The sequence below is a fragment of the Streptomyces sp. NPDC022552 genome (assembly GCF_055561875.1).
Window position 1 is genome coordinate 331,040 of sequence record NZ_JBVHGJ010000005.1, and the last position, 26,201, is coordinate 357,240.

Sequence of the window (26,201 nt, forward strand, 5' to 3'; positions counted from 1 at the left end):
GGAGGGTTGTGCGGGGGCGCCGAGGGTGCCGAAGGCCGCCCTGGGCGTCGGCTCGGTGGACGCCGCCGGGCGTCGGGCATGGCCGCGAGCCTGCCCTCAGTGGTCCGGGTCGAGGTCCGTCTCCTCGAAGACCAGCAGCGTGCGGGTGGAGAGCACCTCGGGGATCGACTGGAGCTTGGTGAGCACCAGCTCCCGCAGCGTCCTGTTGTCCGGCGTGTGTACCAGCAGGAGGACGTCGAAGTCCCCGCTGACCAGCGCGATGTGCGCGGCGCCCGGCAGCGCCTGGAGCTGCTCGCGCACGGTGCGCCAGGAATTCTGGACGATCTTGAGCGTGATGTAGGCCGAGGCGCCGTGGCCCGCGCGCTCGTGGTTGACCCGGGCGCTGAAGCCGCGGATCACCCCGTCGTCGATCAGCCGGTTGATCCGCGCGTAGGCGTTGGCCCGGGACACATGCACCCGTTCGGCCACGGAACGTATCGAGGCGCGACCGTCCGTCTGCAGGATGCGCAGGATGTCGCGGTCGATCGCGTCGAGCGGCCGCGCCGGCGGGCCCTGCGGCACTCCGGCCGGACTCTGGGCCAGGGCCTGCTCCCAGCCGTCGGCCATTTGTTCATCCGCCATGTCCCCCCGCCTCTCATCCATGGACGACATGTCTCTATCCCAGGCTGTGGAGAACCGATTGTCCACAGGCTGAGGGCGCCTGTAGCCAAAATGCCTCCACGACCGAACAATCGGTAGGTGAGGCGCGCCACATCCGCGCCACCCGCCTTCGGGTCTTATGCCCGCTCCCACGAGGAGGTGGACTCGTTGCAACAGCGCAGTTCGACAGTCCAAGAGCCGCCCGGTGCCGCATCTGCATACCGGCCCACCCCGCCGCCGGCGTGGAAGCCGCGCACCGACCCCGCCCCGCTGCTGCCCGACGCCGAGCCCTTCCGGGTCCTCGGCACGGACGCGGTGGCCGACGCCGACCCCGAGCTGCTGCGGCGGCTCTACGCGGAGCTGGTGCGCGGCCGCCGGTACAACACGCAGGCCACGGCGCTGACCAAGCAGGGCCGGCTGGCCGTGTACCCGTCGACCACCGGGCAGGAGGCATGCGAGGTCGCGGCCGCGCTGGCCCTGGAGGACCGGGACTGGCTGTTCCCCTCGTACCGCGACACCCTCGCGGCCGTCGCCCGCGGACTGGACCCGGTCCAGGCGCTGACGCTGCTGCGCGGGGACTGGCACACCGGGTACGACCCGCGTGAGCACCGCATAGCGCCGCTGAGCACCCCGCTCGCCACCCAGCTGCCGCACGCCGTGGGACTGGCCCACGCCGCCCGGCTCAAGGGCGACGACGTGGTCGCGCTCGCCATGGTCGGCGACGGCGGCACCAGCGAGGGCGACTTCCACGAGGCGCTGAACTTCGCGGCCGTCTGGCAGGCCCCCGTGGTGTTCCTGGTGCAGAACAACGGCTTCGCGATCTCCGTACCGCTCGCCAAGCAGACCGCGGCCCCCTCGCTGGCCCACAAGGCAGTCGGGTACGGCATGCCGGGCCGGCTCGTCGACGGCAACGACGCGGTCGCCGTCCACCAGGTGCTGACCGAGGCCGTGGCACGCGCGCGGCGCGGCGGCGGACCGACGCTGGTCGAGGCCGTCACGTACCGCATCGACGCCCACACCAACGCCGACGACGCGACCCGCTACCGCGGGGACAGCGAGGTCGAGACCTGGCGGGCACACGACCCGATCGTGATCCTGGAGCGGGAGCTGACGGAGCGCGGGATCATCGACGAGAGCCGCAAGCAGGCGGCGGCGGAGGCCGCTGAGACGATGGCGGCGGCGCTGCGCGAGCGGATGAACGCCGACCCCGTCCTCGACCCGATGGACCTGTTCGCGCACGTCTACGCCGAGCAGACGGCACAACTGCGCGAGCAGGCCGCGCAGCTGCGGGCCGAGCTCGACGCCGAGGGTGAGGCGTGATGACGACCGCGCAGAAGACGACGGCGGACAAGGCCACGGCCAAGCCCGCCACCATGGCGCAGGCCCTCCAGCGGGCCATGCGCGACGCGATGGCCGAGGACCCGACGGTCCATGTGATGGGTGAGGACGTCGGCACGCTCGGCGGTGTCTTCCGGGTCACGGACGGCCTCGCGAAGGAGTTCGGCGAGGACCGCTGCACGGACACCCCGCTGGCCGAGGCGGGCATCCTCGGCACGGCCGTCGGCATGGCCATGTACGGGCTGCGGCCGGTCGTCGAGATGCAGTTCGACGCCTTCGCCTACCCGGCGTTCGAGCAGCTGATCAGCCATGTGTCCCGGATGCGGAACCGCACGCGGGGCGCGATGCCGATGCCGCTGGTGATCCGTGTGCCGTACGGCGGCGGGATCGGCGGCGTCGAGCACCACAGCGACTCGTCCGAGGCGTACTACATGGCGACGCCGGGTCTGCACGTCGTCACCCCGGCGACGGTCGAGGACGCGTACGGGCTGCTGCGGGCGGCCATCGCCTCCGACGACCCGGTCGTCTTCCTGGAGCCCAAGCGGCTGTACTGGTCGAAGGCGGACTGGCGGCCGGAGGCGCCGGCGCCGGTGGAGCCGATCGGCAAGGCCGTGGTGCGGCGCAGCGGGCGCAGCGCGACGCTGATCACGTACGGGCCGTCCGTGCCGGTCTGTCTGGAGGCGGCGGAGGCCGCGCAGGCGGAGGGCTGGGACCTGGAGGTGGTCGATCTGCGCTCGCTGGTGCCGTTCGACGACGAGACGGTCTGCGCGTCGGTGCGGCGCACCGGGCGGGCGGTCGTGGTGCACGAGTCGACCGGGTTCGGCGGGCCGGGCGGAGAGATCGCCGCGCGCGTGACCGAGCGGTGCTTCCACCATCTGGAGGCGCCCGTCCTGCGGGTCGCCGGGTTCGACATCCCGTATCCGCCGCCGATGCTGGAGCGGCACCACCTGCCGGGCGTGGACCGGGTGCTCGACGCGGTGGCGCGGCTGCAGTGGGAGGCGGGTCACTGATGGCGCAGGTGCTCGAGTTCAAGCTGCCCGACCTCGGTGAGGGGCTGACCGAGGCGGAGATCGTGCGCTGGCTGGTGAACGTGGGCGACGTCGTCGCCATCGACCAGCCGGTCGTCGAGGTGGAGACCGCCAAGGCGATGGTGGAGGTGCCGTGCCCGTACGGGGGCGTGGTGACCGCCCGTTTCGGCGAGGAGGGCACGGAACTGCCGGTCGGCGCGCCGCTGCTGACGGTCGCGGTGGGCGGTACGGCTTCGTCCGGCACGGCGGTGTCCGGTGCGGCCGGGGCGTCGGTTTCCTCCGCGGCCTCGGCCGGGGACGCCGAGTCGTCGGAGTACTCGGGCAACGTGCTCGTCGGGTACGGCACGGCCGGACCGGCGGCGAGGCGTCGCCGGGTGCGTCACGAGAGCGCTGCGGCAGCGGGCGCCGGCCGTACGGAGGCGAAGGCCGCGGCCCCGACTCCGGCCCAGGCTCCGGCTCCTGTTCCGGCTCCGGCGCCCGTTGACGGACCCCTGCCGGTGATCTCGCCGCTCGTACGGAAGCTGGCCCGGGACAAGGGGCTCGATCTGCGCGAGGTGCGTGGGTCCGGTCCGGCCGGGCTGATCCTGCGGGCCGACGTCGAGTCGGCCCTGGCCGCCGCCGAGACGGCCGCGGCGCGTCCGGCACCGGTGCCCGCGGCCGCGGTCCCGGCCGAAGGCGGGGAGAGGGTTCCGCTGCGCGGAGTCCGTGGCGCGGTCGCCGACAAGCTCTCGCGCAGCCGTACGGAGATCCCGGACGCGACCTGCTGGGTGGACGCCGACGCGACCGAGCTCATGGCGGCGCGGGCCGCGATGAACGCGGCGGGCGGGCCGAAGATCTCGTTGCTCGCGCTGCTCGCCCGGATCTGCACGCATGGGCTCGCGCGCTATCCGGAGCTCAACTCCACCGTGGACACGGCGGCACGGGAGATCGTCCGACTGCCGTCCGTGCACCTCGGGTTCGCGGCGCAGACCCCGCGCGGTCTGGTCGTCCCGGTGGTCCGGGACGCGGGCACGCGGACGGCGGAGTCGCTGACGGAGGAGTTCGCGCGGCTGACGGAGTCCGCCCGGCAGGGGACGCTGACGCCGGGTGACCTCACGGGCGGGACGTTCACGCTGAACAACTACGGGGTGTTCGGGGTGGACGGCTCCACGCCGATCATCAACCACCCGGAGGCGGCGATGCTCGGGGTGGGCCGGATCATCCCCAAGCCGTGGGTCCATGAGGGCGAACTGGCGGTCCGCAAGGTCGTCCAGCTGTCGCTGACCTTCGACCACCGGGTCTGCGACGGCGGCACGGCGGGCGGCTTCCTCCGCTACGTCGCGGACTGCGTGGAACACCCGGCGGTCCTGCTGCGCACGCTCTGACCCCGACGGGCTCGCGGGGCGAACACCCGCCTCGCGAGCCGACACCCTCCCGCCCCGGAGCCCGGTCCGTGGCCCGGGGCGACCCGGGGCCGTCGCCCACGAGCCCTCGCCCCGCAGCTCGGGCCTGCGCCCCCTCGCCCGGAGCCCGGGGCTCTCCCCTCGCCCCGCGCCCCTCGCCCCGCGCCCCTGGTCTCGTCTCCCTGGTTGAGACAGAGGGGGGCTTTGTGGGTGGGGGCGGATCATACTGCTGGGATGACGATCGGGTTTGACGCCATCGTGCTCGCCGGTGGAGGCGCGAAGCGGCTTGGTGGGGTCGACAAGCCGGGGCTGCGGGTAGGCGGGCGGGCCTTGCTCGACCGGGTGCTCGCGGGGTGCCGACAAGCCGGGCGCACCGTGGTCGTCGGCGGGCGGCGGGCGACCGTACGACCCGTCGTGTGGGCCAGGGAGGACCCGCCCGGCGGCGGCCCCATGGCCGCGCTCGACGCGGGCCTGCGCGAGGTCCGGGCCGACGTGGTGCTCGTTCTCTCCGCCGACCTGCCGTTTCTCGGTGAGGACACCGGCAGGCTCCTCCTCGACGCACTGACCGCAGAGCCCGACGCCGACGCCGCTCTCCTCGTCGACGCCGCCGGCCGTGACCAGCCGCTCGTCGCCGCCTACCGCGCCGCCGCCCTCCGACGTGAAGTGGATCTCCTCACCACCGCGCACGGCACCCTCTCCGGGCTCCCGCTGCGTCTGCTCACCCAGGGGCTGCGGATCGTCCGGGTCACCGCCGGCCCCCTCGCCTCCTTCGACTGCGACACCTGGGAGGACATCGCCACGGCCCGGGCCCGGATCAGGGAGCATGAGAACGTGCTGGACGAATGGATCACCGCAGTCAAGGACGAGCTGGGCATCGAGATCGACGTCGACACCGGCGTGCTGCTCGACCTGGCCCGGGACGCCGCCCACGGGGTCGCCCGCCCCGCCGCGCCGCTGACCACGTTCCTGGTCGGGTACGCGGCAGGCCGGGCGGCCGATGCCGGTGGTGGTCCCGAGGCGGTCGCCGAGGCCTCCCGCAAGGCCGCCGCCCTCGCCAACCGGTGGGCCGCCGAAGCGGAGCGGGACGCGGCCGGATGACCTCTCAGGAGCGTGCGGCCCAGGCCGCGCCCGGAACCGACGACGACGGTGTGGACGAGGTCCTCGCCCTCGTCGCCCTGCCGCGCGGCGAGAAACCCCGGCCCGCCGAAGAGCACCGCGCCACGGCCTGGCCGGCCGCGCGAGCCGTGGCCGCCCGCGCCGGGGCGGCCGTCGGGGCCGCCCGCACACCTCTCCGTACTCCCCTCGGGCAGGCGGTGGGCCATGTGCTTGCCGAGCCGCTGTGCGCGCTCACCGATCTGCCGTCCTTCGACACCTCGGCCATGGACGGCTGGGCCGTCGCCGGGCCCGGCCCCTGGGAGATCCGCGAGGAAGGGGCCGTACTCGCCGGCCACGCCCCCGCCTCCCCGCTGGCCGACGGCACGGCGGTACGGATCGCCACCGGCGCCCGTGTGCCGCACGACACCACGGCGGTGATCCGCAGCGAGCACGCCCGCACCGACGCGAGCGGCCATCTGCATGCCCGGCGTGAGGTCGTGCCCGGCCAGGACATCCGCCCCCGCGGCCAGGAATGCCGTGCCGGAGACCGGCTGTTGCCCGCCGGGACCCGGGTGACCCCCGCCGTCCTCGGCCTCGCCGCCGCGGCCGGGTACGACGAGCTGCCGACGCGTCCCCGGCCCCGGGTGGAGGTCCTCGTCCTCGGCGACGAGCTCCTGACCACCGGACTCCCCCGCGACGGGCTGATCCGGGACGCCCTCGGACCCATGCTCGGCCCCTGGCTCGACGCGCTCGGCGCCGAGGTGCTCGCCACCCGCCGGATCGGTGACGACGCCGACGCCCTGGCGGCGGCCGTCACCGGCTCCCCCGCCGATCTGGTGATCACCACCGGAGGCACGGCCGCCGGCCCCGTCGACCATGTCCACCCCGTGCTCGCCCGGACGGGCGCCGTCCTGCTCGTCGACGGGGTGAAGGTCCGCCCCGGACACCCGATGCTGCTCGCGCGCCTCGACGCCGGCCGCCATCTCGTCGGACTGCCCGGCAACCCGCTCGCCGCCGTGTCCGGCCTGCTCACCCTGGCCGAGCCGCTGCTCCGCGCCCTGGCGGGCGCCCCGGCCCCCGAGTCGTACTGCGTGCCCGTACGGGACGAGATCCACGGCCATCCGCACGACACCCGGCTGGTTCCGGTCGTCCACGAGGGCGACGACGCCGTGCCCCTGCACTACAACGGCCCGGCGATGCTCCGGGGTATCGCCGCCGCCGACGGGATGGCCGTCGTGCCGCCCGGGGGAGCACGGAGTGGAGTGGCCCTGGAGATTCTCGATCTTCCTTGGCCGATGGCTCCGACACACGGCGCTTCCCAGGGAGGATGTTTCACGTGAAACTTCCCAGCCGTGACGTCATGGCCCGCCAAGCGGACGAGAAGACGTCCCCCTCCCGTATCCGGATGCCCCGGCGCGTCGTCGAGAAGCCCCTGCGGCAGGTGACCAAGCGGCTGTTGATGGCCCTCGGCGTGCTGGCCCTCACGACCGTGATCGTCTACCTCGACCGCGACGGCTACAACGACAACGCCGACGGCACCCTCGACTTCCTCGACTGCGCCTACTACGCGACCGTCACCCTCTCCACCACGGGGTACGGCGACATCGTCCCGTACAGCGACTCGGCGCGGCTCGTGAACATCCTGGTGGTCACGCCGCTGCGTGTCCTGTTTCTGATCATCCTGGTCGGCACCACTCTCGAGGTCCTCACCGAACGGACCCGGGAGGAGTGGCGACTGAACCGCTGGAGGTCCATCTTGCGTGACCACACCGTCGTCGTCGGCTTCGGGACCAAGGGCCGCTCGGCGATCCAGACGCTCTGTGCGACGGGGCTGCGGAAGGACCAGATCGTCATCGTCGACCCGTCCACCAAGGTGATCGAGACGGCGAACGCGGACGGATTCGTCGGTGTGGTCGGCGATGCGACCCGCAGCGACGTCCTGCTCCGGGCCGAGGTCCAGAAGGCCCGGCAGGTCGTCATCGCCACGCAGCGCGACGACACCGCCGTCCTCGTGGCGCTCACCGCGCGCCAGCTCAACAGGGGCGCGAAGATCGTCGCGGCCGTACGCGAGGAGGAGAACGCGCCGCTGCTGCGCCAGTCCGGCGCGGACGCCGTCATCACCAGCGCCAGCGCCGCCGGACGGCTGCTCGGGCTCTCGGTGCTCAGCCCCAGCGCCGGCACCGTGATGGAGGACCTGATCCAGCAGGGTTCGGGCCTCGATCTGGTGGAACGGCCGGTCATAAAGTCCGAGGTCGGCAAGAACGTGCGGGAGACCGAGGACCTGGTGGTCAGCGTGTTGCGCGGCCACCGGCTGCTCGGTTACGACGATCCGGCGGCCAGCCCCCTGCAGTTGACGGACCGTGTGATCACGATCGTGCGGGCTGCGCCCGTCACCCCGTTGTCCACGCCGCCCGAGTAGCCTCGCCGCCATGCATGCGATCACGATTCCGGAACCCGGTGGTCCCGAGGCCCTCGTCTGGGCCGAGGTGCCCGATCCCGTGCCCGCCGAGGGCGAGGTGCTCGTCGAGGTGGTGGCGAGCGCCGTCAACCGCGCCGATCTGCTCCAGCGGCAGGGTTTCTACGACCCGCCGCCCGGCTCGTCCCCGTACCCCGGTCTCGAATGCTCCGGCCGGATCGCCGAGCTGGGGCCGGGTGTCTCCGGCTGGTCGGTGGGGGACGAGGTGTGCGCGCTGCTGGTCGGCGGCGGTTACGCGGAGAAGGTCGTCGTGCCCGTCGGCCAGCTGCTGCCCGTACCGGACAGGGTGGATCTCGTCACGGCCGCGGCGCTGCCCGAGGTGACCTGCACGGTCTGGTCGAACGTCTTCATGGTCGCCCATCTGCGGCCCGGCGAGACGCTGTTGGTGCACGGCGGCGCGAGCGGCATCGGCACGATGGCGATCCAGCTCGCCAAGGCCGTCGGAGCGAAGGTCGCGGTCACCGCGGGCGGTCCCGAGAAGCTCGCGCGCTGCGCCGAGCTGGGCGCGGACGTCCTGATCGACTACCGCGAGCAGGACTTCGTCGAGGAGCTGCGCAAGGCCACGGACGGGGCCGGTGCGGACGTGATCCTGGACATCGTCGGAGCGAAGTACCTGGAGCGCAATGTGAAGGCGCTCGCGATCAACGGCCGCCTGGCGATCATCGGCCTGCAGGGCGGTGTGAAGGGCGAGTTGAACCTCGGCGCGCTGCTCGCCAAGCGGGGGGCGATCACGGCGACCACGCTGCGGTCCCGTCCGCTCCACGAGAAGACGGCCATCGTCGCGGCGGTGCGTGAGCACGTCTGGCCGCTGATCGCCTCAGGGACGGTCCGCGCGGTCGTCGACCGTACGGTGGAGATGCCGGACGCCGCCGAGGCACACCGGGCGCTGGACTCGGGAACCCACGTCGGCAAGGTGCTGCTCAGGGCGCCGCAGGCCCACTGAGCACGCGGGACGGTACGTGAAAGGGCCCGGCGGGCACCCCAGGTGCCGCCGGGCCCTTCCGTAGACGTCTACGCCCTTACAGGTACGGCCCCGAGCGGACCGCGTGTCCGTGGCCCTGGTCGTCGTCGTCCTCGTGCGAGGCACCGGGCGGCAGCGCCCGGCGCATCTGCTCCAGCTGGGCGCGGGCCGCCATCTGCTGGGCGAACAGCGCCGTCTGGATGCCGTGGAAGAGGCCTTCGAGCCAGCCCACCAACTGGGCCTGCGCGATCCGCAGTTCCGCCTCGGAGGGGATCGCCTCGTCGGTGAACGGCAGGGAGAGCCGCTCCAGTTCCTCGACCAGCTCGGGCGCGAGCCCGTCCTCCAGCTCCTTGACGGAGCTGGCGTGGATGTCCTTGAGCCTGACGCGGCTGGCCTCGTCGAGAGGTGCCGCCCGTACTTCCTCCAGGAGCTGCTTGATCATGCTGCCGATGCGCATGACCTTCGCGGGCTGCTCGACCATTTCCGTCACCGGGACCTCGCGGGATTCGTCGTCACCCTGAGTGCCGCCGAGTGCCATCCCGTCCTGTCCCACGATGAGGACCTGGGGAGTCTCCTGCGACCGTTCATTCCTCGGCATCTCCATGCCGCCATTCTCTCGCACACATGCCTCACCACACGGTGTGCCCCCGGAGGAGGGTGATCCACCCTTCTCCGGGGGCACAGGACGGCAACGGTCGCCGGGCGGTCCGATCCGGTCCGGTCAGGTCCGGTCCACTCAGGTCCGTCCGGTCCGGTCAGGTCCGTCCGGTCAGGTCCGTCCGGTCCGGTCAGGTCGCCTCGCGGCGGGCCAGGGCCCCGCGGGAGCGGGTCACCAGGGCCGCGAGGAGCGCGGCACCGAGCGGTACGGCGACCAGGAGGGCAGCGAGCGTCTCCCAGGGGACGACGATCGGGACGTACGGCACCTCCGCCGATGTGGCCCAGCCCTGGTCCAGGTTCTCCTGGTGGAAGCGCAGCTCCTGGCGCTCCTCGGTGAGCCGCAGACCCATCGCCGGGAGCACGCCGGCAGCCGATCCGAGGATCACGCCCATCGCGGCGACCACTCCGCACTGGAAGCCGCTGAGCGTGCGGCGGACCCGCGGGGGCGCGCCGACGGCGGACAGCGTCTTCAGGTCGGCCTCGGCATCGGCCTGCGCGAGGCCGGTGGCGATGCCCGCGGCGCCGATGGTGACGAGGCCCGCGAAGACGGTCAGCGCGAGGAGCACGATGCTGGTGTCGCTGACGAAGCCCTCCTCCACATAGAGCCCGGCGTCGCTGCCGATCTTGGCGAGCTCGCCGTCGAGCTTCTGGCGCTGCTCGGCGGTGGGCAGCGAGTCGGTGGAGAAGAACGAGCCGAACGGCACCGTGGGCAGGCCCGCGGCCTTGGCGGCGGCCGGGGTGAGGAGCGCTCCCACGCCGTAGGCGTTCTCGCCGGTCACCAGGTGGGCGGGGAAGCTCTTGATCACGCCGGGGACCGGCTTGCCGTCCAGCTCGGCCTGCCGCGCCTTCTGGTTGTCGGTGACCAGCTTGATGCCGACCTTCCCGGAGGTGTCGACGGGAGCCTTGACGAAGGAGACGAGCTTGCCCTCCGCGAGGGCCTTCTCCGCGCCGGCGTCCTTGATGCCGAGCACGTTGAGGAGGGAGGCGTCACCGATGAGCAGGCCGCTCTCGACGTACGATCCGCCGCCGAAGTCACCGCCGCGGTCCTCCTTGCAGCGCCAGTCCTCGGCGAACTTGCGCCGCTGCTCGACGGTGTACTTCGCCGAGGGGTCCTCGCCCTCCTCGAAGGTGCCCCACAGCGGGCACTCGTTGGCCTTCGGGATGACCATCTCGAAGCGGCCGCAGCCCGCGCTGTCGCTGTACGGGGCGCAGCTCGGCTTGCCGACCTGGATGCGCTGGACGTCCGCGCGGGTGTCGACGGGCACCAGCCGCTGCACGGCGTCACGCACCGCCGGGACGTCCCGGCCGCTCTCCTCCATCACGAGCGCGGAGACCGCGCCGTGCGGCAGCTTCGGCGTGTAACCGGCCAGGTCCTGGGCCTCGCGGCTGGCCGCGTAGGTGGAGACGGCGACCGTTCCGGCGACCGCGGCGAGCACGGCGGCCACGGCGGGTGCCGTACGGCCCCGGTTGCGCACGGCGTCCCGCAGGGCGAGGCGCGGCGAGAGCGGCAGCCAGCGGCCGGTGCGGCCGAAGAGGCCCACCAGGGCGGGCGTCATGGCGACCACGCCCAGCTCGGCGATGGCGCTGCCGCCCGCGACGATCACGAACTGGTCCGAGATCACCGATCCGTAGAGCGCGATCGCACCGCCCAGGAGCAGGGCCGCCAGGCCGACCAGCGGCAGCACGCGGCTGCTGCGGCGGACCCCTCGACGGCCGGTGAGCGAGGCGAGGACGGTCTGCCGGGACGCGGTGACGGCCGGGACGATCGCGGCGAGGAGGCCGGTCACCACGGCGATCACCGCGATGCCGAGCAGTTCCAGCGGGCGGACGTCGAAGGAGCCGAACCGCTGGCCCATGGCGTTCTCGAGGACCGGGCGCAGGGCGAACGTCAGGATCAGGGCGAGGACGGTACCGACGACGGCCGACGCGACGCCGATGACGAGGCCGCCGCTCAGGACGATGGCGCGGATGTGGTGGCGGTCGCCGCCGTTGGCTCCGACGAGCCCGAGCTGACGGCGCGAGCGGCGGGCGCCCACGGCGAACGCGGGCCCGGCCAGCAGGCAGATCTCCAGCATCGCGAGGCCGACGATCGTGCCGACCGCGGCGAGCTCGGCGGCCTGGGCGCCGGGGCTGGACTCGAAGTCGCCCCAGCCCTCCTTCTGGTACAGCGGGACGTCTTCCTTGGCGGGCGGGTCGAGGAGCACGGCACGCGAGGCGACGGTCACACCCTTGGTGTTGATCTTCTGGACCGCGTCCCACGTGAAACCACCGGCGGACTTCACCAGATACGTGGTGGAGACGTCGGCACCGCTAAGACCGGCCTTCTCGACCGCCTTGGCGTACGGGGCGAGGAAGGCGCCCGGCAGGGCGTTGACCTGGTCGGCCTTGAGGTCGTTGGGGATCTCGTACGAGCCGACGATCCGGAACGTACGGTCGTCACCGCGCGCCGAGACGGTGGAGCCGATGCCCAGCCCGCTGGTCTCCAGGAAGTGCGTGGTCGCGGCGACCTCGTCGGCCTTCTGCGGGAAGCGGCCCTCCAGGAGGGTCATGATCCCCCGGGCGATCGGGTCGGCGGCCTTCAGCTCACGGATCTCGCTCTGCAGCAGCCCGTGGGCGGTGGTCAGCTTCGCGCTTCCGGAGCTGTCGGTGAGGAACGTGGCACCGGCCGGGATGGTCTTCCTGACATCGGTCGAACCGCTCGGCCAGACCTTGTCGTCGTAGTCCTCGGCCGTCGTGTTCATCTCGCCGGTGGGATCCTGCAGGATCGGCACGCCGCCCACGGAGGCGTCGACGAACCGGGCGTCGGCGCCTCCGATGGTCCGGGCGAGGCTCTCCTCGGTGGAGAGTTCGGAGCTGCGCAGGGTCAGATCGGCGGCGCTCACGCCCAGGATGGGCAGGGCGATCATGGCGAGGACGAGGAAGCTGCGTCCCTTGGACCGCCAGGCGTCACGGCGGGCGATACGGATCGCGGCGCGCCAGGAGTGGAGCCACTTGTTCACCGCTCGGCCGCCTGGCCGGTCAGGAGCGAGTCGGCCTCGCTGCGCACGGTCTGGTCGACGACGGCGCCGTCCCGCAGGAAGACGACACGGTCGGCCCAGGCGGCGAACCGCGGCTCGTGGGTGACGAGTACGCCGGCGGCTCCGGCGTCGCACCGGGCGCGCAGCAGGGCGAGGACGGACTCGCCGGTCTCGGAGTCGAGGGCGCCGGTGGGCTCGTCGGCGAGGACGAGGCGCCGGTCGCCGACGAGGGCGCGGGCGATGGCCACACGCTGCTGCTGGCCGCCGGACATCTCGTCGGGGAAGCGGTCGGCGAGGTGGCCGAGGTCCATCTCCTCCAGCGCGGCCAGCGCCTCGACGCGCGCCTTGCGGGCGGAGGTGCCGTCCAGTTCGCGTGGCAGGGCGACGTTCTCGGCGGCGGTGAGGGCCGGGATGAGGTTGTAGTCCTGGAAGACGTACCCGATGCTGCGGCGGCGCAGGGCGGCGAGGGCCTTGCGGTCGGCGGTGGTGATGTCGGTGTTCTCGACGATCACTCGGCCGGAGGTGGGGATGTCGAGGCCGCCCGCGATGGTGAGCAGGGTCGACTTGCCGGAGCCGGACGGGCCCATGACGGCGACGAGTTCACCGGGGAAGACATCGAGGTCGATGCCGCGCAGGGCGTGCACCTCGGTGGCGCCGGAGCCATGGACGCGGGTCAGGTTCTGGAGTTGCAGCACGGGCTGCGCTGTGGACATGGAGGGGTCCCCCTTGGACGTACGAACGCGGTCGGCGATCGTACGGAGCGGATGGAGAGATGGAGAGGCGGAGAGGCGGAGAGGCGAGAGGCGGACTACGCGGATCGGGAAGCGGAAGACGAAGCGGACCGGGAGGCCGACGTGGGAGGCTCGGCCGGTTCTGCGGGCTCGGGGGGCCGTGGGTCCCCCGCTCCGACGGCGGCCGTCGAGAGGCGGATCAGCCGGGCCTCGCAGTGGTCGAGCCAGCGGGCCTCGGCCTCGGTCTGGAAGATGAGCTGCTCCAGGACGAGGAGCCAGGCCACGTCGTCGCGTTCCCGGGACGCGCCGCTCTCGACCGCGGCGAGCGCCTGGGCCTTGAGCCGGGTGTAGTCCTGCATCGCCTTCACGGTGTGGCGGCGCTGGGACTGGATGACGGCGCGGATGTCGACGCCGGGCGCCCCGACGGCCATGGCGAGTTTGATGGAGAGCTCGTCACGGGCCGGGCTGGTGCGGTCCACCGGCTTCTCGAACCAGGCCCTGAGCTCCTCGCGACCGCTGTCGGTGATCGCGTAGAGCGCGTGGCCGGCCTCGTCCTCGCCGCCCTGGGCGACCATGCCGTCCCGTTCGAGACGGTTGAGCGTCGTGTAGACCTGGCCGACGTTGAGGGGCCAGGTGGAGCCTGTGCGGGACTCGAACTCCGTACGGAGCTGCGAGCCGTAGCGGGGCCCGCGTTCGAGGAGGGCGAGAAGCCCGTGGCGGATCGACATACTCAGTATGTATACCGAGTATGTCGAGGCCGACAAGGGACCTGAGAGGGAAGCGCGGCGTCCGTCTCAAGGAGGACCCGCGGAGTCGTGCGAGGGACGCCGGGCCTCAGCGGCGCCGCATCCGTACGCCGAGAAAACCGATGCCGAGCCCCATCAGCGCGAGTCCCGCGCCCAGCGTGAGCACGGGAATCTGCCGGTCAGCGCTGGTGGCGGTGGTCCGGGAGCCGAGCCGGGGCGCCGCGGCGGGCACGGTGGCGGGCGCCGGCTCGGAGGGCGTGGCCTCCGTCTCGGGTACCGCTTCGGGGAACTCGCCCCCCTCGTCCGACTCCTCTTCCACCCCTTCCGGCGGCTCCTCGGCTGTTGCCGTTTTGCTACGTGACGGGTCGGCGGCCGTGTCGGTGGCGCTCGGCTTCGGGGGGCCGGGGGGCCGGCCGGGCCGTTCGCGGCCCTCCCCGGCGGGGCGGCCGGCCAGGGAGCGCGACGGGGTGGGGCCGGGGGCTTCGGAGACCGGTGCCGGGGCGGAGTGCGACACCGCGGGGGAGGAGGGCGCGGCGGTCGGGGGCCGTCCGGGAGGGCCGGACGCGCCGGGGGCCTCCGGAGTGCCGCTCGGCGAGACCGTGGGGGACGGTGTGGCCGAGGAGGACGGTGTGGCCGAGGGGGACGGCGCGCTCTTCCAGTGCTTCGTGGGCGCGCTCTTGGACGCCGTCGTCGTGACGGGTGCGGGCCCGGGGCGCTCGTACCCGTACGCCATCGGCACGAAGCCCACCATCAACCAGCACACCGCCACCGGGCCGATCGCCCGCCACCGCAGTGCCCGTGTCCGCGCGTCGCGGAGTCCTGGAGTCACCGGGTGACCCCCCTCCCGTACCGAGCCGCCGAGGTTTCCCACTCAGCGTCACATGGGGGGACATTTCCGGCATCCGGGCGCCCGCGCACGGATGAAGAGCGCGACGAACGCCGCGCGCGGGCGACCCGGAAGGGGCGCTACTGCCCCGGGTTGCCCGTCGAGATCTCCAGGGTGAAATCGGCGTCGTCCTTCGACGCGTCCGCACCGGCCGGCGGGTACTGGCTGAGGACCGTGCCCTCGCCGTACGTCGCCTCGTCCACCGGGGTCTGCTTCGTGATCTTCCAGCCCGCGGCCTGGATGCAGTCCTTCACGGACTGGATGTTCTTGTACGTGAAGTCGGGGATCTCGAACTTCGCCGGGTCCTCGCTCGACTCCCTCGGCTCGGTGCACTTCTTCACGTCGATGGTCTTGGTCAGGTCAGGACCCTTGTGCCCGGGCGCGGCCGACTGGCTCTGGCTCGGGTCGCCGTCCGCCTTGGGGTCCGCGTCGTCCTTGTTGAGCGAGATCGCGGTGATCACACCGCCGATCGCGAGCAGCGCGACCACGATCGATCCCACGACCACCGGCATGTTCCGCCCGGACCCGCCGGACCCCGCGGACCCTCCGGATCCGTTGTGCAGGGGGCTGTTCACCGAGGTCTGCGGCGACATCTGGTACGGCCCGGGAGAGGGCGTCTGGTACATGGAGGCAGGCGGCGGGGTCTGCGCCTGCTGCGGGTACCCGTAGGAGGGGGCGGGCGTCGGCGGACCGTACGGACCGGGCTGCGGCGTCGGCTGCTGGTACGGCTGCTGGACACCGTGCGTCGAGGGCGGCGGCGTCTGGCCGACCGGCGGGAAGACCGCCGAGCCCACGCCGGAACCGCTGCTGACGGGACCGCCCGCCACGATCACCGGCGCGCCCGTCTGCCCGGCCGACAGCACCCGCAGGCACTCGTCCTGCATCGCGGCGGCGCTCGGGAACCGCTCGTTCGGGTTCTTCTTCAGCGCGCGGGCGACGAGCGCGTCCATCGCCGGGGTGACCGAACGGTTGATGGACGAGGGAGCGACCGGCTCCTCCTGGACGTGCGCGTACGCGATGGCCAGCGGAGAGTCCGCGTCGAACGGCAGGCGGCCCGTGAGGAGTTGGAAGAGCATGATGCCGACCGAGTACAGGTCGGAACGGGCGTCCACCGCGCGGCCGAGGGCCTGTTCGGGGGAGAGGTACTGCGGGGTGCCGACGACCATGCCGGTCTGCGTCATCGAGGTGACACCGGACTGCATGGCGCGGGCGATGCCGAAGTCCATCACCTTGACGACGCCACGCTTGGTCATCATCACGTTGCCAGGCTTGATGTCCCGGTGGACCAGGCCCATTTCGTGGCTGGTCTCCAGCGCGGCGAGGACATCGGCGGTCACCTTCAGCGCCTTGTCCGCCGGCATCGCGCCGAACTGCTGTACGTCGGAGGCGAGGACGGAGCCGAGCGGCTGTCCCTCGACGTACTCCATGACGATGTACGGCATGACGGCGCCGTCGAGGGTGTCCTCGCCGGTGTCGAAGACCGAGACGATGTTCGTGTGCGAAAGCTTGGCGACCGCCTGCGCCTCACGCCGGAACCGCTCCCGGAACGACTGTTCCCGGCCGAGTTCGGTGTGCAGCGTCTTGATGGCCACCTGACGGTCGAGGGCGCTGTCGTACGCCAGGTAGACGGAGGCCATTCCGCCTTCGCCGAGCAGGTCGCGAAGCTGGTACCGGCCGTTTGCGACCGAGCCGCCCGCATAGCGACCCTGTGCGCCGTCCTGGCTCATTCGTGCTCCCCCTACGCGCGCGTGGCGGCGCTGATCCGGAATTTCCTGGCCAAGTCTGCCCCAGGGCACCGACACGTCAAGCCGGGTGCCCGTTCCGTGACCCTCCGCGTGAGAAGCGTCTCGGAAGCGTTACACGAACGGACCGGAATTTGCACGGGTACACGCGTAGAGGGTTGGATGGCCCGTCCACTCGGACCGTGGTGTCGGACGAAGCCTGTAGCGTGACGGCGGTAGGGCACCACACGACGGACACATGACGGCGAGGACTGATGGCACCCGAATCCGAAGCAGGCGGCGGCGGCCTGTCGGGCGCCGCCGCGGAGTCCTGGGGCATCGGCGGAGTGGTCGGTGACGGCCGGTACCGCCTGACGCACCGTCTCGGACGCGGCGGCATGGCCGAGGTGTTCGCGGCCGAGGACGTCCGTCTGGGGCGCACGGTCGCCGTGAAGCTGCTCCGCTCCGACCTCGCCGAGGACCCGGTCTCCAAGGCCCGCTTCACACGCGAGGCCCAGTCGGTCGCCGGCCTCAACCACCACGCGATCGTGGCGGTGTACGACTCCGGCGAGGACGTCGTCGGCGGCCAGTCCGTGCCGTACATCGTGATGGAGCTGGTCGAGGGCCGCACCATCCGTGACCTGCTGATCAGCGCCGAGGCGCCCGGTCCCGAGCAGGCCCTGATCATCGTCTCCGGGGTGCTCGAGGCGCTCGCGTACTCGCACCAGCACGGCATCGTGCACCGGGACATCAAGCCCGCGAACGTCATCATCACGCACACGGGTGCGGTGAAGGTGATGGACTTCGGCATCGCGCGCGCCCTGCACGGCGCACAGTCGACGATGACCCAGACCGGCATGGTCATGGGCACGCCGCAGTACCTCTCCCCCGAACAGGCGCTCGGCAAGGCGGTGGACCACCGCTCCGACTTGTACGCGACCGGCTGTCTGCTGTACGAACTGCTGGCGCTGCGGCCCCCGTTCACGGGCGAGACCCCGCTCTCGGTGGTCTACCAGCACGTCCAGGACATCCCGGTCCCGCCGTCCGACGTCGCGCAGGACGCGCCGCCGGAGCTCGACGGGCTGGTGATGCGCTCGCTGGCGAAGGATCCGGACGACCGGTTCCAGAGCGCCGAGGAGATGCGCGGGCTGATCCAGTACGGCCTGCAGATGCTCCAGCAGGCCGGCGGTCACACGGGCATGTGGAACACCGGCCCGGTGGAGATGCACGAGGGCGGGCACACTCCGGTCGGCGGCGTCGCGGCGACGACCGCGATGGGCCACCCGATGCACCACGAGACCTCGCAGGGCCCGATCCTGCCGCCGATGAACCCGGAGGACGGCGGCTACGACGGCGGTCGCGGCGGGTACGGCCAGGATGGCTACGGCACGCAGCACGGCGGCAAGAGCGGTGGTGGCCGCGGCAAGGCGATCCTGTTCGTGGCGCTCGCGCTGATCGCGATCATCGCGGGTGTCGCGTACGCGCTGGACAAGGCCGGCGAGAAGAGCAGCGACAAGCCGACGACGCCGGTGGTCACCGACTCCTCGTCGGCGCCGTCGGACGAGCCGAGCCAGGAGAGCCCGCCGCCGAGCCAGGAGAGCCAGGAGCCGGACACGTCGACGGGCGGCGACCAGCAGCCCTGGACGCCGTCCTACACCCCGCCGACGACCCCGCCCACGACGCCCCAGACGACGCCGCCGACCACGCCGTCGACGGAGCCGACGGACGACGGTTCGGACGAGGGCGGCACCACGGGCGAGCCGACGGACGAGCCGACCGACCCGCCGACCGGTGATCCCACGGACCTGCCGACGGACCCGCCGACCGGCGGCGGCCCCGGCACCACACCCTGACCGCCCGGCACCACCCCCTGACCGCCTCCTGACCGACCGGCCCCCTGCGGGGTCGGTGCCAGGACAGCCGGAGCGGTGCCAGGGCCGGGAAGGGCCGGTCAGCCCGCGAACGCGTCGCGTACCGCCTCGTACTCACGGGTCCACCACACCGCCAGGGCCGACGCCGCGGGAAACTGCGGGTCGGCCCTTCGGTCGTGGAGCTGGTAGCGCCAGCGCAGTATCCAGAAGTCGTTGAGCCGCTCCCACCACACCCGGTGCACCGCCGACGCGAGCTCGGCCCCGTCCGCGCCGGCCGCCCGCCGGTAGGCGCGCGCGTACGCCCGTACCTTCTCCAGGGCCAGCTCGCCCGCCGGTCGTACGAAGAAGATGGCGGCGGCCCTGACGGCCTCCTCGGCCCGGGGCTGGACGCCGAGGCGGTCCCAGTCGACGATCGCGGCCGGCTCGGCGCCCCGGTAGAGCAGGTTCAGCGGGTGGAAGTCGCCGTGGACCCAGCCGGCCGCCGTGGCGGGCGGCGGGCGGCGGTGGGCGTGCTCGGCGAGCAGCCCGCGGCGTTCGAGCAGCCGGTGCTCGGCGAGCGCGTCGAAGCCGGTGCGCGGCCGGTGGGCGCGGGCGAGGCGGAGCAGCTCGTCGATGACGCGGAGGGTGTCCTCGGGGCGGGCGCTCTCGTGGCCTTCACCGGGGGGCGGGGACTCCATGACCTGCTCCAGGCAGGTGTGGACGTGCCCGAGGAGGGCGCCCAGGCGCCGGGAACCGCCGGTGGAGAGCTGGGCGCCGTCGCGGTGGCGGCCGTCGATCCAGGGGTGCAGGGCGTAGCAGCGGCCGCCGATGACGGCGACCGTGCGGCCGTCGGAGTCGGCGAGCGGCGGGGCGACGGGCAGGCCGAGGGCGTGCAGGCGCTGGGTGGCGCGGTGCTGCCGGCTGATGGTGTCCCGGTCGGCGGTCGGGGCGTCGAGGTGCTGCTTGAGGAAGTAGGCGCCGCGGGTGGTGGCGACGCGGTAGCCGCGGTTGAGGAGCCCCTGGGTGACGGGTTCGCAGGAGAGCGGCTCGCCGGCCTCGCGGTAGCGGCGCAGCACGGCGCCGACGGGCGGAGCGAGGGTTTCAGATGAGCGCGGCACTCGCCAGATGTTAGATCACGCTACGTGCTGGAGATGTCGCGCGGTGGTGTAGTCGAGCTGGTGCACGGTCACGAACTGGGGCTCGATCCGCATGTAGATCGGGTCGAAGGGGTCCCCGTCCACGACCTGTGGGGTGGGCCCGAAGGCGGCCAGCTGTTCCTCGGTGGGTTCGACGACCTCTGCGGTGCCGGTGAACTGCACGGACCAGAGGTTCTCGGCGCCGGAGTTGAAGTTGTCCGCGCCGTAGGCGACGACGCTGCCCGCGCAGGCGCGGTGGTAACCGAGGCCGCGGTGCATGCGGAGCAGGACGCAGCCCTCGTCCACGATGTGCCGGGCGGGGGCGACGAACGGCATGGCGCGCATGCTGGTCGCCACCCGGCCGTACGAGACGCGGCCCAGCAGTTCGATGGCGCGGATCTCCTCGGTGGACATGGCCTCCACTCTCCCGCGACCGGCACTGTGCCGGAAAGGGACGCCTGCCCCGGTTCGGCGGGGACGTAGGTCCCGAGCCGGGGCCTCAGTGCCGCTCGGCCTGGAGCCGGGCGACGTACGCCGCGGCCTGGGACCGGCGCTCCATTCCCAGCTTCGACAGCAGGCTGGAGACGTAGTTCTTGATGGTCTTCTCCGCCAGATGGAGCCGCTCACCGATGGCCCGGTTGGTCAGGCCCTCGCCGATCAGATCGAGGATCTTGCGCTCCTGTTCCGTCAGATTGGCGAGCTTGTCGTCACTCTTCGGGTTGTTTCCGTCCCGTAGCCGTTCCAGAACGCGTGCGGTCGCGACCGGATCGAGCAGGGACTTCCCGGCCGCAACGTCCCGAACGGCCGAAAGGAGTTCGTTTCCACGGATGGCCTTGAGGACATATCCCGAGGCCCCGGCCATGATCGCGTCGAAGAGTGCTTCGTCGTCGGCGTACGAGGTGAGCATGAGGCACTTGATGTCCTCGTTCTGCGAACGCACCTCGCGGCAGACCTCGACACCGCTGCCGTCCGGCAGCCGCACGTCGAGCACCGCCACGTCGGGGCGCGTCGCGGGGATCCTGACCAGGGCGTCCGCCGCCGTGCCCGCCTCCCCGACCACCTCGATGTCGTCCTCCACGGAGAGCAGCTCGTGGACGCCACGCCGGACGACTTCGTGGTCGTCCAACAGAAATACCCGGATTTTTCCATCTTCGCGCACCCGCTCAGTCTCACATATTGGCTCTTCCCGTGCCCGGGGTGCGCGGGATAACGTGCCCCGTGTTCCGGCGGCCCGCCAGGCCGTTGCCACCGCGCTGACCAGCGACTGTTCCCACTTTTCTCGATTTACTTGGAAATCCAAGCAAAATCGCAGGTCAAATGGGGTTTCGCAGGAATGCGCGGCAGTGGGTAACGTGCCTATGACAGGGCGCTCGCCGGGGCACCTGTCACGCCTGACCCGGCCGAGTCGCACCCACCCCGTGCGCGAGTACGGATTCAGGCGAGCCGCACTGGCCTTTTCCCGGCAACCCCGGGGGCCGGACCGACGGAGGAGCACGCACGTGACCGTGGAGAGCACTGCCGCGCGCAAGACGACGCGACGCAGCAGCGGCACCAAGCGCACTGCCAGCGCGAGCGCCAAGAAGTCCCAGACTTCCGAGCCGGAGCTCATTCAGCTGCTGACGCCCGAAGGGGAGCGCGTTCAGCACCCCGAGTACGACATCGACCTGAGCGCCGACGAGCTGCGCGGGCTCTACCGGGACATGGTCCTCACCCGCCGCTTCGACTCCGAGGCGACCTCGCTGCAGCGTCAGGGCGAGCTGGGCCTGTGGGCCTCGCTGCTCGGCCAGGAGGCCGCGCAGATCGGCTCCGGCCGCGCGCTGCGCGACGACGACTACGTCTTCCCGACCTACCGCGAGCACGGCGTCGCCTGGTGCCGCGGGGTCGACCCGACGAACCTGCTGGGCATGTTCCGCGGCGTGAACAACGGTGGCTGGGACCCCAACAGCAACAACTTCCACCTGTACACGATCGTCCTCGGCTCGCAGACCCTGCACGCCACCGGCTACGCCATGGGCATCGCCAAGGACGGCGCGGACTCCGCCGTGCTCGCGTACTTCGGCGACGGCGCCTCCAGCCAGGGCGACGTCAACGAGGCGTTCGTCTTCTCCGCGGTCTACAACGCCCCGGTCGTGTTCTTCTGCCAGAACAACCAGTGGGCGATCTCCGAGCCCACCGAGAAGCAGACCCGGGTGCCGCTCTACCAGCGCGCGCAGGGCTTCGGCTTCCCCGGCGTCCGCGTCGACGGCAACGACGTGCTCGCCTGCCTCGCGGTCACCCGCTCGGCCCTGGAGCGAGCCCGCCGCGGCGAGGGCCCCACGCTCGTGGAGGCGTTCACCTACCGCATGGCCGCCCACACCACCTCCGACGACCCGACCCGGTACCGCCGTGACGCGGAGCGCGAGGCCTGGGAGGCCAAGGACCCGATCCTGCGCCTCAAGGTTTACCTGGAGAACGAGGGCCACGCCGACGCGGCCTTCTTCGAGGAGCTGGAGGCCGAGAGCGAGGCGCTCGGCAAGCACGTACGTGAGGTCGTCCGCGCCATGCCCGTCCCGGAGCACATGGCGATGTTCGACAACGTGTACGCGGACGGGCACGCGCTCGTCGACGAGGAGCGCGCGCAGTTCGCCGCCTACCAGGAGTCCTTCGCGGGCGGAGAGGCCGAGTAATCATGGCTGTTCAGAAGCTTCCCCTCGCCAAGGCGCTCAACGAGTCGCTCCGCAAGGCCCTGGAGACCGACCCCAAGGTCGTCATCATGGGCCTGGACGTCGGCAAGCTCGGCGGTGTCTTCCGGGTCACCGACGGCCTGCAGAAGGACTTCGGCGAGGACCGGGTCGTCGACACCCCGCTCGCCGAGTCCGGCATCGTCGGCACCGCCATCGGCCTCGCGCTGCGCGGCTACCGTCCGGTCGTGGAGATCCAGTTCGACGGCTTCGTCTTCCCGGCGTACGACCAGATCGTCACCCAGCTGGCGAAGATGCGGGCCCGTTCGCTCGGCACCGTGAAGATGCCGGTCGTCATCCGCATCCCCTACGGCGGCGGCATCGGCGCGGTCGAGCACCACTCCGAGTCCCCCGAGTCGCTCTTCGCGCACGTGGCCGGCCTCAAGGTCGTCACCCCGGCGAACTCCTCCGACGCCTACTGGATGCTCCAGCAGGCGATCCAGAGCGACGACCCGGTCATCTTCTTCGAGCCCAAGCGCCGCTACTGGGACAAGGGCGAGGTCGACACCGAGGCCATCCCCGGCGAGCTGCACAAGGCACGCGTCGCCCGCGAGGGCAAGGACCTCACGCTCGTCGCGTACGGCCCGATGGTGAAGACCTGTCTGGAGGTGGCCGTGGCCGCCGCCGAGGAGGGCAAGTCGGTCGAGGTCGTGGACCTGCGCTCGATCTCCCCGCTGGACTTCGACACCATCCAGGCTTCGGTCGAGAAGACCCGCCGTCTGGTCGTCGTTCATGAGGCTCCGGTGTTCTTCGGTTCCGGCGCGGAGATCGCCGCCCGGATCACCGAGCGCTGCTTCTACCACCTGGAGGCCCCCGTCCTGCGGGTCGGCGGCTACCACGCGCCGTACCCGCCGGCGCGCCTGGAGGAGGAGTACCTGCCGGGCCTGGACCGCGTGCTCGACGCCGTCGACCGCTCGCTGGCGTACTGAGGAGAGCACCGTGACGATCCGCGAATTCAAGATGCCCGACGTGGGCGAGGGCCTCACCGAGGCCGAAATCCTCAAGTGGTACGTCCAGCCCGGTGACACGGTCACCGACGGTCAGGTCGTGTGCGAGGTCGAGACGGCGAAGGCGGCCGTCGAGCTGCCGAGCCCCTTCGACGGCACGGTCCACGAGCTGCACTTCCCCGAGGGCACGACGGTCGACGTCGGCCAGGTGATCATCTCGGTGAACGTGGGCGGGGACTCCGCCCCGGCACCACAGGCCCCGGACGCCCGGGCCGACGCCCCGGCAGCCGTGGAGGTCCAGGCCCCCGCCGCCGACGCGCCCGTCGAGGAGCCCCAGTCCGAGGGCCGGCAGCCGGTCCTGGTCGGCTACGGCGTCGCCGCGAGCTCGACCAAGCGCCGGGCCCGCAAGTCCACGGCCGATGCCCCCGTCGCCGTACCGGAGCAGCTGAACGGCCATGCGCCCGCGGGCGCACGCCCGCTGGCCAAGCCGCCGGTGCGCAAGCTGGCGAAGGACCTCGGCGTCGATCTGGCGACGGTCACCCCGACCGGTCCGGACGGGATCATCACCCGTGAGGACGTCCACCGCGCGGCCGCTCCGGCGCCCGCCGCACCGGTGGTCGAGGCCCCGGCGCCGGTCGCCCCGGTGCCTGCTCCCGCGGCGGCGCCCGCGTCGGCTGCCGTGTCGGCGGACGGCCGGGAGACCCGTATCCCCATCAAGGGTGTGCGGAAGGCCACGGCGGCGGCGATGGTCGGCTCGGCCTTCACCGCGCCGCACGTCACCGAGTTCGTCACCTTCGACATCACGCGCACGATGAAGCTGGTCGAGGAGCTCAAGTCCGACAAGGACATGGCCGGTCTGCGGGTCAACCCGCTGCTCCTCATCGCGAAGGCCGTCCTGGTCGCCGTCCGGCGCAACCCGGAGATCAACGCGGCCTGGGACGAGGCGAACCAGGAGATCGTGCTCAAGCACTACGTCAACCTGGGCATCGCCGCGGCCACCCCGCGCGGGCTGATCGTGCCGAACATCAAGGACGCGCAGGCGCAGACCCTGCCGGAGCTGTCGCAGTCCCTGAGCGAGCTGGTCGCCACCGCCCGCGAGGGCAAGACCACCCCGGCGGCGATGCAGGGCGGCACGTTCACCATCACCAACGTGGGCGTCTTCGGCGTCGACACCGGTACGCCCATCCTGAACCCCGGCGAGTCCGCGATCCTCGCGGTCGGAGCGATCAAGCTCCAGCCGTGGGTTCACAAGGGCAAGGTGAAGCCGCGTCAGGTCACCACGCTGGCCCTCTCGTTCGACCACCGTCTGGTCGACGGCGAGCTGGGCTCCAAGTTCCTGGCGGATGTCGCCGCGATCCTGGAGCAGCCGAAGCGCCTGATGACCTGGTCGTAACGGACCAAGCGCACCACGTGCGTTGTTTCACGTGAAACGCCCGACCGGGCTCCCCGGTCGGGCGTTTGCGTTCCCCCGAAGAGGGCGCGGCTCAGCGGAACGCGGCGACGTACCGCTGCGCCCAGTCGGCGAAGGTGCGGGGCGCGCGGCCCAGGACCTCCTCGACGTTCGGGCTGACGCGCTGCTCGGCGGGGCTGGGCTCGCCGAGGATCGTCAGCGTCGTCTCGACCACGGGCTCGGGCAGGAACGCCAGCATCTGCGCCCGGGCCTCGTCCCGGGTCTGCTCCACGAACCGCACGGGCTCGCCCAGCGCGTCGGCGATCGCCGCGGCCCGTTCCCGGGGCGTGCTGAGGACCGGGCCGGTCAGCTCGTAGATCCGCTCGGCGTGACCCTCCTCGCGCAGTGCCACCGCACCGACCTCGGCGATGTCGTCCGGGTCGATGACCGGCAGACCGGTGTCGGCGAAGGGCGCGGCGACCTCCCTGCGCGTACGGACCGGCTCCGCCCAGGCGAAGGCGTTGGAGGCGAAGCCGCCGGGGCGCAGGATCGTCCACTCCAGGCCCGACTCCCTTACCGCGTCCTCGATCGCGCGGCCCAGGGCGCCGTGGGAGGCGGACTCGGGCCGGGTGGCGACGCCCTGGGAGGACAACAGGACGACCCGCCGGACGCCACCGGCCTTCGCGGCGTCGAGGACGTCGTGCGTGTTCAGTAGGTGCGCGCTCGCGCCCCCGTTCTGGAGGAAGAGCGCGTCGGCACCGTCGAGGACGGGCCGCAGACTCTCCGCATCGGTCAGGTCCGACCGGACGTGCCGGATGGTCGGCGGCACGTCCGTCTCCGAGATCCCCCGGGACGTCGCGGTCACCTCCGCGCCGGCCGCCGTGAGAACCCGTACGAGCGATCGGCCGACGTTACCCGTCGCCCCCGTCACAACGATCATCGTGAACTCCCCTGTAGTTCCGCTTGGTTGACGTCAGGGACGCTAACAGCCTCGGTATAGTAGGTACCTAGAGGAAAGTGACTATGCCCGACGGTCCGAGGGGGACACGCATGACGGTGGAGATGATGCCGACGGCTTCGGCGGACACCGATCCGGAGCTCGCCTGTCCGGTCGCTCCCGTGGTGGACATCGTCTTCAGCCGGTGGACGACACCGATCCTGTGGACCCTCAACGCCCGTGGCCGGCTGCGGTTCGTGGAGCTGGAGCGGGCGATCGGCAGGATCACGCCGAAGGTGCTGACCCAGCGGCTGCGCCAGTTGGAGCGCGACGGCCTGGTCCTCCGTACGTACCACCCGGAGGTCCCGCCCCGGGTCGAGTACGAGATCAGCGACCTCGGCCGCAGCCTCGCCCCGCTCTTCGCGCACCTCGCCGAGTGGGCGGCCGGGAACCTGGAGAAGGTCGACGAGGCGCGTCAGGTCTACGACGCCGATCCGACGCGGTAGCGACCGGACACGTCCGTATCGCGGACGGGTCCGACTGA

Annotated in this window: 24 protein-coding genes; 13 read left to right on the top strand and 11 right to left on the bottom strand. The window is 72.0% G+C overall.

Translation table 11 applies throughout. The features are described 5' to 3' along the window. Window positions 1–96 precede the first annotated feature (96 nt). Window positions 97–621: an Lrp/AsnC family transcriptional regulator gene (locus ACZ3OF_RS17110; RefSeq protein WP_391800093.1), complete on the bottom strand. Its 525-nt coding sequence runs from the start codon at window positions 619–621 to the stop codon at window positions 97–99. A gap of 177 nt (window positions 622–798) precedes the next feature. On the opposite strand from ACZ3OF_RS17110, the gene pdhA (ACZ3OF_RS17115) reads away from it, so the two are divergent. The 7 genes from pdhA (ACZ3OF_RS17115) (at window position 799) to ACZ3OF_RS17145 (ending at window position 8,901) form a co-directional block, all read left to right on the top strand. Continuing rightward, complete coding sequence (pdhA, locus tag ACZ3OF_RS17115) at window positions 799–1,959, top strand: pyruvate dehydrogenase (acetyl-transferring) E1 component subunit alpha (protein WP_361670029.1); 1,161 nt, start codon at window positions 799–801, stop codon at window positions 1,957–1,959. Beyond that, on the top strand, window positions 1,959–2,987 hold the full coding sequence (locus ACZ3OF_RS17120; protein WP_361670027.1) for an alpha-ketoacid dehydrogenase subunit beta: 1,029 nt from the start codon (window positions 1,959–1,961) through the stop codon (window positions 2,985–2,987). Before pdhA (ACZ3OF_RS17115) ends, ACZ3OF_RS17120 begins: the two co-directional genes overlap by 1 nt. Next, complete coding sequence (locus ACZ3OF_RS17125; RefSeq protein ID WP_467305284.1) at window positions 2,987–4,369, top strand: dihydrolipoamide acetyltransferase family protein; 1,383 nt, start codon at window positions 2,987–2,989, stop codon at window positions 4,367–4,369. Before ACZ3OF_RS17120 ends, ACZ3OF_RS17125 begins: the two co-directional genes overlap by 1 nt. Before the next feature lie 252 nt (window positions 4,370–4,621). Beyond that, a complete protein-coding gene (locus ACZ3OF_RS17130) occupies window positions 4,622–5,485 on the top strand; it encodes a DUF6457 domain-containing protein (protein WP_361670023.1) in 864 nt (287 codons plus the stop codon). After that, complete coding sequence (locus ACZ3OF_RS17135; protein ID WP_361670020.1) at window positions 5,482–6,822, top strand: molybdopterin molybdotransferase MoeA; 1,341 nt, start codon at window positions 5,482–5,484, stop codon at window positions 6,820–6,822. Before ACZ3OF_RS17130 ends, ACZ3OF_RS17135 begins: the two co-directional genes overlap by 4 nt. Beyond that, window positions 6,810–7,901 (top strand): potassium channel family protein, encoded by a 1,092-nt coding sequence (locus ACZ3OF_RS17140; protein ID WP_361670017.1) that lies wholly within the window; start codon window positions 6,810–6,812, stop codon window positions 7,899–7,901. The genes ACZ3OF_RS17135 and ACZ3OF_RS17140 overlap by 13 nt, the downstream gene beginning before the upstream one ends. A 10-nt stretch (window positions 7,902–7,911) precedes the next feature. Further along, a complete protein-coding gene (locus ACZ3OF_RS17145) occupies window positions 7,912–8,901 on the top strand; it encodes an NAD(P)H-quinone oxidoreductase (RefSeq protein WP_467305287.1) in 990 nt (329 codons plus the stop codon). 76 nt (window positions 8,902–8,977) lie between these two features. Here ACZ3OF_RS17145 and ACZ3OF_RS17150 read toward each other — a convergent pair whose 3' ends face one another. From ACZ3OF_RS17150 to ACZ3OF_RS17170, 5 genes are all read right to left on the bottom strand, one after another. After that, window positions 8,978–9,523 (bottom strand): bacterial proteasome activator family protein, encoded by a 546-nt coding sequence (locus ACZ3OF_RS17150; protein WP_352187277.1) that lies wholly within the window; start codon window positions 9,521–9,523, stop codon window positions 8,978–8,980. Between the two features lie 184 nt (window positions 9,524–9,707). Next, a complete protein-coding gene (locus tag ACZ3OF_RS17155; protein ID WP_361670013.1) occupies window positions 9,708–12,575 on the bottom strand; it encodes an ABC transporter permease in 2,868 nt (955 codons plus the stop codon). Next, window positions 12,572–13,306: an ABC transporter ATP-binding protein gene (locus ACZ3OF_RS17160; protein WP_361670010.1), complete on the bottom strand. Its 735-nt coding sequence runs from the start codon at window positions 13,304–13,306 to the stop codon at window positions 12,572–12,574. The genes ACZ3OF_RS17155 and ACZ3OF_RS17160 overlap by 4 nt, the downstream gene beginning before the upstream one ends. Before the next feature lie 95 nt (window positions 13,307–13,401). After that, a complete protein-coding gene (locus tag ACZ3OF_RS17165; RefSeq protein ID WP_467305291.1) occupies window positions 13,402–14,052 on the bottom strand; it encodes a PadR family transcriptional regulator in 651 nt (216 codons plus the stop codon). Window positions 14,053–14,158: 106 nt separating this feature from the next. Then, entirely contained in the window at window positions 14,159–14,389 is a 231-nt protein-coding gene (locus ACZ3OF_RS17170) for a hypothetical protein (RefSeq protein ID WP_467305293.1), read from the bottom strand. 148 nt (window positions 14,390–14,537) lie between these two features. Between ACZ3OF_RS17170 and ACZ3OF_RS17175 the strand changes: the two genes are divergently transcribed. Next, the gene (locus ACZ3OF_RS17175; protein WP_467305295.1) at window positions 14,538–14,906 is read left to right on the top strand and encodes a hypothetical protein; all 369 of its coding nucleotides are present in this window, start codon (window positions 14,538–14,540) and stop codon (window positions 14,904–14,906) included. 130 nt (window positions 14,907–15,036) lie between these two features. Here the strand turns inward: ACZ3OF_RS17175 and ACZ3OF_RS17180 are convergent, their stop codons facing one another. Next, window positions 15,037–16,683 (bottom strand): protein kinase domain-containing protein, encoded by a 1,647-nt coding sequence (locus ACZ3OF_RS17180; RefSeq protein ID WP_361670000.1) that lies wholly within the window; start codon window positions 16,681–16,683, stop codon window positions 15,037–15,039. A gap of 269 nt (window positions 16,684–16,952) precedes the next feature. Here ACZ3OF_RS17180 and ACZ3OF_RS17185 point away from each other — a divergent pair, with 269 nt between their 5' ends. Then, window positions 16,953–18,530, top strand: coding sequence for a protein kinase domain-containing protein (locus ACZ3OF_RS17185; RefSeq protein WP_361669998.1), 1,578 nt, complete (start codon window positions 16,953–16,955; stop codon window positions 18,528–18,530). A gap of 98 nt (window positions 18,531–18,628) precedes the next feature. On the opposite strand, the gene ACZ3OF_RS17190 is transcribed toward ACZ3OF_RS17185, so the two are convergent. The 3 genes from ACZ3OF_RS17190 to ACZ3OF_RS17200 form a co-directional block, all read right to left on the bottom strand. Then, window positions 18,629–19,645, bottom strand: a complete 1,017-nt coding sequence (locus tag ACZ3OF_RS17190) for a phosphotransferase (RefSeq protein WP_361669995.1) — start codon at window positions 19,643–19,645, stop codon at window positions 18,629–18,631. A gap of 15 nt (window positions 19,646–19,660) precedes the next feature. Continuing rightward, the gene (locus ACZ3OF_RS17195) at window positions 19,661–20,077 is read right to left on the bottom strand and encodes a pyridoxamine 5'-phosphate oxidase family protein (protein ID WP_467305298.1); all 417 of its coding nucleotides are present in this window, start codon (window positions 20,075–20,077) and stop codon (window positions 19,661–19,663) included. Window positions 20,078–20,162: 85 nt separating this feature from the next. Further along, entirely contained in the window at window positions 20,163–20,822 is a 660-nt protein-coding gene (locus tag ACZ3OF_RS17200) for a response regulator transcription factor (protein ID WP_361669989.1), read from the bottom strand. 340 nt (window positions 20,823–21,162) lie between these two features. Between ACZ3OF_RS17200 and pdhA (ACZ3OF_RS17205) the strand changes: the two genes are divergently transcribed. The 3 genes from pdhA (ACZ3OF_RS17205) to ACZ3OF_RS17215 are packed head-to-tail and all read left to right on the top strand — an operon-like array spanning window position 21,163 to window position 24,723. Beyond that, window positions 21,163–22,329, top strand: coding sequence for a pyruvate dehydrogenase (acetyl-transferring) E1 component subunit alpha (gene pdhA / locus ACZ3OF_RS17205; protein ID WP_361669987.1), 1,167 nt, complete (start codon window positions 21,163–21,165; stop codon window positions 22,327–22,329). 2 nt (window positions 22,330–22,331) lie between these two features. After that, complete coding sequence (locus ACZ3OF_RS17210) at window positions 22,332–23,312, top strand: alpha-ketoacid dehydrogenase subunit beta (RefSeq protein WP_361669984.1); 981 nt, start codon at window positions 22,332–22,334, stop codon at window positions 23,310–23,312. 31 nt (window positions 23,313–23,343) lie between these two features. Next, window positions 23,344–24,723 (top strand): dihydrolipoamide acetyltransferase family protein, encoded by a 1,380-nt coding sequence (locus ACZ3OF_RS17215; protein ID WP_467305412.1) that lies wholly within the window; start codon window positions 23,344–23,346, stop codon window positions 24,721–24,723. 91 nt (window positions 24,724–24,814) lie between these two features. Here the strand turns inward: ACZ3OF_RS17215 and ACZ3OF_RS17220 are convergent, their stop codons facing one another. After that, entirely contained in the window at window positions 24,815–25,660 is an 846-nt protein-coding gene (locus ACZ3OF_RS17220; protein ID WP_361669982.1) for an NAD(P)H-binding protein, read from the bottom strand. A gap of 110 nt (window positions 25,661–25,770) precedes the next feature. Here ACZ3OF_RS17220 and ACZ3OF_RS17225 point away from each other — a divergent pair, with 110 nt between their 5' ends. Next, complete coding sequence (locus tag ACZ3OF_RS17225) at window positions 25,771–26,163, top strand: winged helix-turn-helix transcriptional regulator (RefSeq protein ID WP_361669979.1); 393 nt, start codon at window positions 25,771–25,773, stop codon at window positions 26,161–26,163. Window positions 26,164–26,201: the final 38 nt, after the last annotated feature.